Source organism: Pseudomonas lactis (assembly GCF_001439845.1).
GTDB classification, from domain to species: Bacteria; Pseudomonadota; Gammaproteobacteria; order Pseudomonadales; family Pseudomonadaceae; genus Aquipseudomonas; species Aquipseudomonas lactis.
Map to the genome: position 1 here is coordinate 1 of NZ_JYLO01000029.1, position 6485 is coordinate 6485.

The window sequence follows — 6485 nt, forward strand, 5'->3', positions numbered from 1 at the left end:
ACGCAATAGTCCTGGCGGTCTACCAGCCATTCTTCTTTGGTGTGATTGCTCATGTCCGCTGCTCCGCTGCTTCTGCGATCAATGCCATGCGCTCAAAGCGCTCAGCGGCCTGGCTGGCGAGATTGGCTAAGTCCGCCTCATCCACCACCGGCATGCACACGAAACGGATTCCGTGCTTGACCATGGTGTTCGCCATTTCAAGGGATTGGCGTAGCTGTGCTGGGTTTGCTCGTTTCATGACGAATGCTCCGCGCCGCGCTGTGCATCGCGCTTGATGTTCATTTTTGCCAGCAGCAGCTCGCGGGCGGACTTCCCGTCAGCCGGGATGCCTTGCTGAATGATTTTTGCCTGGACCTGCTGGTCGGCCAGTTCGTTGGCGAGCTCGAAGGGCGTCTTCTGGCTGTCGTGGCCGATCCCGGTGAGGATCTTCCCGTCAAGCGGCTGGCCTTCCTGGGCCCGTCGGATCACCACGGCGTAGTTGTGGTCGAAGCGCTGGCGAAGGCCCTTGTCTTCCTGCTTGGCGGTGCGCAGGTCGAATATTCCGGTCTCGTTGGCCGCGACACGCACACCTTCGTGGCTGTAGACGCCCATCAACGCCTCCACCCACGCGTCAGCGCTCGCTGGCAAGCCGAACGCCTCAGGTCCAGGCGTGCACCAGCCTATGAACTGGCCGACGCTTGGGGCGAACGGCGAGCCGCTTTTGCGGCACTGCTCAATTCCATAACGGATCTGCTCCAGCGTGCGGATGCCGGCGGCCATGAAACCCATTGTCCAGTTGCGCATCGCGGCGGCCTTGGCCTTGTCGTCCGGCCATGCCTGCTTGTGCGCCGGGAAGATGGCCTGCAACTGCCGAAAAAGGCGCTCGACCACTTCACCGGTGGCGTCATCCACAACGCCCAGCTGGGTTACGGTCTGCGCCGGGGCCTGATAAGGGGCGGCGGTGGCCAGGGCCCGCGCAGCACCAGGGATCATCTGAGTGACGTTCTTCATAGGTCATCACTCGTATCGGTGCGCCACGACTGGTCGTAGAAGTCCGGCCCGTTGCCGACAGTCCTGCCACCCGCCAAAACCTTGTCCGGGAACAGGCCGGTCCAGCCGTTGCTGATGGACTGGATGATCACGGCGTCAGCGTCGTGGTGGCCTGCCAGGGTCTTGGCTTGCTTGGCGCAGGTGGTGGCGGTCAGCGACTTGCGTATCTCCTTGCGGTGCTGGCACCAGTCAGCCCATGCCGAGTCGCTCACGTTGCAAGGTTTGGCGTGCAGCGGATCGAACTTCACAGCCTTCTCCTTTGTGCGCGAGGGAGCTTTAGCGACCGGCCGCTCTACTGGTTCAATGACTGGTTCAAAAGAGTGACTGGTTCTGGTGCTTTCTGGGCCTACAGGGGGTGTAGGCGGTGTGCCTACACCTGTGCTTTTTGGGCCTACAGGGGTGCTGTTTGTGCCTACACCCCCAAGGGTCAGCAAATAGAGGTTCGACGAGTTGCCTTTAGGCCCATCGCGGTTCTCAATTTTCAGCAGGCGCTGCTCCTCCAAATGCTTGATATGGCGGCGAACAGTGCTGCGGTCGATCTCGCATTGGTCGGCAATGTGCTGGTAGGACGGCCAGCACTCGCCAACGTCGTTAGCGTTGTCGGCCAGCTTGATCAGCACCAGCTTGCGTAGAGGGTTGCCGACCTTGGTCTTCATGGCCTTTACCATCAACTCCATACTCACGCTGCACCCCGCATAGCCTTGGCAGGCCGGTATGCGTCAAGGGCACGCAAAGCGGTGTGGTGGCGGCGAAGGGCGTTGTACTCGGCCTTCTTGGCTGTGCGCACACGCTGGAACTGAGCCTCGGTGAAATTGACGACAGGATGAAAGGCTTCGTTGTACGGATCGAATGCGCCATCAGGACGGCCATAGGCCTCGAAGTAGGTGTCGTACAGCGAGCGCAGCTCAGCCTTGAGGGCCTTTTTAGTGGTCTGCGCCTGGAACAGCTCAAGCGCTGTCAGGGCAGCTCGTTCGATCAGTTGCTGGTAGGTAGGAGATTTCATGCCACGTCCTCCTCGGTCGCCTTGCAGTGGCAGAACCGGCCGTCCCACGTTTTCTTCATGGGGAGCTTCTGTGCCATGTAGAGGTCGTGCAGGCGCTTGGCCCCCTCCTTCAGAAGGATCGGTGTGTACTTGGCGAAGGTATCCATGCCTTCGTTCGAGATATTGGTAACTTTCTCGGTGAGGTACTTGTCGCGGGCGATTGATCCGACACGGAACTTGACCGAGCGCTTCTCGTCGCGCTCCGAGTTGAATATCCATTTGCGGGCAAGTAGCGCGTTGTTCACCTGCTGGCAGTTCACGCCATTGAGGCGTTTGCAGAACTGCGTGGGCGTCATGCCGACCTGGAAGATGGATTCAAGGCTGGCGATCTTCTCGGCCTGCTGGTGGTTCTCGACGCGAAGCACCTCCGTCTGCTCGATCTGGTCGGCATAGAGACGCAGGGCTTCGGCGTAGGAAGGAAGAGCGACCGATTTCCTGTTTTGAGCCTCAAGCTCATTCAGGCGACGAATCACCTTGAGCCGCAACGGAACGCTGTAACCGGTCAGAAGCAGTTCGGTCAGCTCACGATCAAGGTGCAGATTTGAGGTGTACCCACGCGAATCCAGCTCTTCACGGACATGGCTCACATCTGAGCCATCCTTCTTCAGCTCATCGAGCATCTCTCGGATGTCACGGATTACGTTTTTGTGCAGCTTCCGGGTCAGGTCCGCAATTTCGGAACTGGACATTGAAACTTCTCGCGCCACGTTTTGCGATTGCGGAAAATGTGGCGCGGGATTATTGAGGGCCTGTACATCAGTGTTCGACGTATGCATAATCAGCTCCACGTTGATACAGTTTTTGCAAGCGCTGTAAAAAGAGCCGGGATTGCGCCCCGGCTTTTTTGTGCCTGCGATTTGGGTTTATTGGTTGAGGTCTTCATCAGTCCCTCCTTTTTCAGGCCCTATTCCGGGCTTCGGCGGTTCTCGCCTTGTTGTTGGCAGATGCCGGATCTTTCCGGCGCCTCTTGGCCTGGTCTTCTCGAAAAAACGCTCTGCTCCAAGCTTTGCGGCGTATTCGTCGGGCGTCATGCCCGCATCCTTCGCCAAACGTTCAAGCTTCTCGTAGAGGCGCCCATCGATCCCGTGGCAGATCGTGGTTTCAGGCACATAGCCTCCTTCAGGGCCTTCAGGCCTGCATGTGTTTACCGGTAGCATTCGGTTCAACGATGCTTTCCAACTTCTCCTCGACGCACATGCGCACAAACACGGCCAGCTGCAGCTTGTGCAGGCGGGCCACAGCCTTTAACGCTTCATAGGTTTCATCGTCATAGCGGGACTTGATCTCCCGGTCTTTCAGGTGGCGGGTGTCGTCATATGCCATTGGTGAGGCTCCGTGGTTGTTCGAAAGGGTTATGCGGCCGACTGGGCCGGAATATTCATTGGTGGAAAAACGTCATCCAGTGTCACGGCGGCGCCGTAGCTATTGAGGGCGTCGACAATGCGTCGGCACTCTTCAAGGCCAGGCTTGCGGCGCTCGTTCTCGTAATGAGCGATAGCGCCTTGGGTCAGGCCTACCGTTTTGGCCAATGCGGCCTGGGTGACGCCGACCTTTTCGCGAATCGTCTTCATGTTGGACATAGGGTTTCTCCGTGTTCTTGCGCAGATATTACTTTCTGTAATTTTATTGCGCAAGCGACATTACGCACTGTGACTGGTGCGCAGCTATACAGGGCGTAATGATTGGCAGATGAAAAAATGGTACGAACTGGCAAAGGCCAGAATGAAAGAACTCGACATAACCCAGGACCAGGTCGCCGAGCAGATGGGCGTCACGCAGGGCGCCGTCGCGCATTGGCTTGGCGGCAGGCGCGAGCCATCTCTTGAGAAGGTCGGCTCCCTGCTGGATTACCTCGGCCTTCCCCCAATGTTCCCTAAAAACGGATCGGCGCCACCGGCTGCGCGCGTAGTAGAAGCAAACGCCGAGCTGATAGGCGACATGGCAGTTTGGAGTGATGGTGATCCGGTAGAGGACGACGAGTGCGAAGTCCCCTACTATGCAGAAGTCGAGTTTGCCGGTGGAGACGGTATGACTGAGGTCATGGAAGTTGCAGATAGAACGTTGCGATTCAGCAACGCAACACTACGGGCTGCGGGGGTTGAGTGCGAAAACGCTGCCGTAGCTAGGGTGCGCGGCAACAGTATGGAAAAGCTCATACTGGATGGCGCCGCAATTGGCTTCGACCTCGCGGACACTTCGGTCATTGATGGGGAGATTTACGCCTTCAACCATGGGGGCATGTTGCGAGTGAAGTACCTGTACCGTCTGCCAGCGGGAGCTATTCGCATCCGTAGCGAGAACGCCGACGAGTTCCCCGACGAGATCATGACCTCTGAGCAGTACCGAGACGAGATAAAGATGCTGGGCCGTGTGTTCTGGTGGTCCACCGTCCGAAGATCTCCGAAAAAGAAATAGCCCACCACTGCCACCAAGGCCCGCCACTGAGCGGGCTTTTTTGTGCCTGCGATTCGGAACCCGGGCAGCCTCGGCTGTAATTTATTACGCAGCCTTAAAAATATATTACGCGGAGTATTGACGATGAATATTACAGCGCGTAATGTTCACTCCATCGAGTCACCCAACAGGGACTCGCCAGGGCCTCAGGGCCTGACCGCTCTTTAACAGCTCAGGACCTTCGCAGATCGATCCCCGGCAACGGGCACAGTGCGAACAATAAATTCGATCTCCACGCCAGCTCTGGAACTGGCCGTACTCCCGCATGTGAGTACGCGAAACCACGCAAGCCGGTCGGCGAAGAACACCGTCCACGAAATGTGTGACGCCGACTAGAGATATGAATCGGGCGATGCGCGTGGTGGAGATGAAACGCCGAATTCAAGAATTAGCGATCCCGATAGCTTCGGCTGGGACCGCCGGACCTCATGCACCCTGCCCCACTCAATCAGGGCACTCAGAGCTGTAGCGTGCATGTTGTAAGGACCTGTGATCCACAGCGAACAGATGCTGTTTGACGCTGTGAGTAGGAAGCTCGAAGCCCACCCACGAAGACGAACGGTCAGCCCTGCAATCAGCGGCGGGTAACTGGCCAGCACCGATGACGCAACAAACCCAGGCCGTCGCCAGTAGCGGGCCTGGGATTTCACCGATAGGCCTTCGCAATAGGGCCTGACGGGAAATCAACCCGGAGGGCAAAACGATGACGAACGAACAAGCATGCCTGCGCGACGAATACATCGTTCAGGCGAAGCGGGAAAAGCACTGGGTGATCTGGTGTAAGCGAATCGGCTGGCACGGTGATGCGGCGATGGCTACAGATAAGCGCAAGCGCCTAATGCAAATGGCACGGTCAGTTTCTGCATGACGGACCTTTTCACTGATGCCCATCCAGAGCGGCGGGCATTGGGAAAACAACCGGAGAGAGCGCACATGAACTTCGAGCGGAAAGTGGTAATCACGCTGGCCGCGCACGAAACGTGCCTCCAGCAGATCAAGCGCCTTACCCGCGTAATCGGGATTTGCATTGGGAAGTGCCAGAACGGTTACGACCAGATCGGCCCACGGCCTGCCAGTGCGCATGACGACATCATCGGGATTTTGCCGTGGCCGAATGGCGAGCATCACGAAATCCTGCACGATGAGCAGCACCGCCGCAAAACTCACATCTGGGAAGCGTTCCAGCACCGAGAGCCGTCCAGCTGCGGCTATGGAATGGTCGGGCTGCAGATCGATGAGATTGCAGACTTCCTCGCCGATCAGGAGTGCGTGCATTGCACCAGGGCCTGGCACTTCATCCTTGAGCGCAAGAGGGTTAAGAAAGACCTCGGGCACCTTCGGCTGTCGATTCGCGGCCTTGGCAAGTCAGCCCTCAAGAAACTCACTCCGCAGGGGTAACCCATGCTCCTACTGTTCCTGATCGGCGCAGCGCTCAGCCATGCGCGGCCAGAACCGCCACCTGATGACGTCCTGCCAACCGGTCCATTGCGCTTCCATCGTGAGCGCTGGCGTTCTCGACTGGGGCTCTCGGCGTTCTGGCGCTGAAAGTCCCGCCAAAAACTCACCCCGGCGTCACGTAGGGAGGTCTATGTGTCGCACCGAAAGCCCGGGCAATGTTCGGGCTTTTTTACGCGCCTCTATTACGTCAGCACTCACCCCGCGCCCATCGGCAACCAGCGGGAGGAATGAGTGTTGACGAATACAGGTGAACAACCCGCCACCATGGAGGCGACCATGAACGCAGCATTGAAGATTTGTCAGGCCATGCACGACGCCCGGTTGCCTCCTCCAGTGAGTGAGTCGGCGGTGGAGATTGCCCGCAGGGAGTGGCTTTACAACGCCACCGAGCAGCTGGTGCGCTTCGGTCAGGATGTGAAGTTCCAGAGGCGCCTGCGTAGGCCTCAGGTCGTCACGGTCGCTGAACTGGCACTGGCGGCGGACGAACTGGCGAACGCCCGGC

Annotated in this window: 11 protein-coding genes and 1 pseudogene; 3 read left to right on the forward strand and 9 right to left on the reverse strand. The window is 58.3% G+C overall.

Annotation, left to right across the window (positions count from 1 at the left end; genetic code table 11):
* Window positions 1-49 precede the first annotated feature (49 nt).
* The 8 genes from TX24_RS29880 to TX24_RS29915 all read right to left on the reverse strand — a co-directional run bounded on the left by TX24_RS29880 (window position 50) and on the right by TX24_RS29915 (window position 3651).
* Window positions 50-238, reverse strand: coding sequence for a DUF1382 family protein (locus TX24_RS29880; RefSeq protein WP_057712080.1), 189 nt, complete (start codon window positions 236-238; stop codon window positions 50-52).
* Window positions 235-990, reverse strand: coding sequence for a replication protein P (locus TX24_RS29885; RefSeq protein WP_057712081.1), 756 nt, complete (start codon window positions 988-990; stop codon window positions 235-237). The genes TX24_RS29880 and TX24_RS29885 overlap by 4 nt, the downstream gene beginning before the upstream one ends.
* The gene (locus tag TX24_RS29890) at window positions 987-1685 is read right to left on the reverse strand and encodes a helix-turn-helix domain-containing protein (protein WP_244175964.1); all 699 of its coding nucleotides are present in this window, start codon (window positions 1683-1685) and stop codon (window positions 987-989) included. Before TX24_RS29890 ends, TX24_RS29885 begins: the two co-directional genes overlap by 4 nt.
* A 23-nt stretch (window positions 1686-1708) precedes the next feature.
* A complete protein-coding gene (locus TX24_RS29895; protein ID WP_057712083.1) occupies window positions 1709-2032 on the reverse strand; it encodes a hypothetical protein in 324 nt (107 codons plus the stop codon).
* Complete coding sequence (locus tag TX24_RS29900; protein WP_057712084.1) at window positions 2029-2847, reverse strand: Rha family transcriptional regulator; 819 nt, start codon at window positions 2845-2847, stop codon at window positions 2029-2031. The genes TX24_RS29895 and TX24_RS29900 overlap by 4 nt, the downstream gene beginning before the upstream one ends.
* Before the next feature lie 87 nt (window positions 2848-2934).
* On the reverse strand, window positions 2935-3180 hold the full coding sequence (locus tag TX24_RS29905) for a hypothetical protein (RefSeq protein ID WP_057712085.1): 246 nt from the start codon (window positions 3178-3180) through the stop codon (window positions 2935-2937).
* A gap of 19 nt (window positions 3181-3199) precedes the next feature.
* A complete protein-coding gene (locus TX24_RS29910) occupies window positions 3200-3394 on the reverse strand; it encodes a hypothetical protein (RefSeq protein ID WP_040267807.1) in 195 nt (64 codons plus the stop codon).
* Window positions 3395-3423: 29 nt separating this feature from the next.
* Complete coding sequence (locus TX24_RS29915) at window positions 3424-3651, reverse strand: helix-turn-helix transcriptional regulator (RefSeq protein WP_057712086.1); 228 nt, start codon at window positions 3649-3651, stop codon at window positions 3424-3426.
* A gap of 109 nt (window positions 3652-3760) precedes the next feature.
* Here TX24_RS29915 and TX24_RS29920 point away from each other — a divergent pair, with 109 nt between their 5' ends.
* Entirely contained in the window at window positions 3761-4486 is a 726-nt protein-coding gene (locus tag TX24_RS29920; RefSeq protein WP_057712087.1) for a LexA family transcriptional regulator, read from the forward strand.
* 783 nt (window positions 4487-5269) lie between these two features.
* On the opposite strand, the gene TX24_RS32080 is transcribed toward TX24_RS29920, so the two are convergent.
* Window positions 5270-5800 carry a hypothetical protein gene (locus tag TX24_RS32080; protein ID WP_157255590.1) on the reverse strand — a complete coding sequence of 177 codons (531 nt, stop codon included), beginning with the start codon at window positions 5798-5800 and terminating at the stop codon, window positions 5270-5272.
* A 126-nt stretch (window positions 5801-5926) separates the two neighbouring features.
* Here TX24_RS32080 and TX24_RS32085 point away from each other — a divergent pair, with 126 nt between their 5' ends.
* Both TX24_RS32085 and TX24_RS29930 read left to right on the forward strand, forming a co-directional pair.
* Window positions 5927-6070 (forward strand): hypothetical protein, encoded by a 144-nt coding sequence (locus TX24_RS32085; protein ID WP_157255591.1) that lies wholly within the window; start codon window positions 5927-5929, stop codon window positions 6068-6070.
* Window positions 6071-6214: 144 nt separating this feature from the next.
* Window positions 6215-6485 (forward strand): annotated as a pseudogene (locus tag TX24_RS29930) (hypothetical protein); the annotation flags it as partial.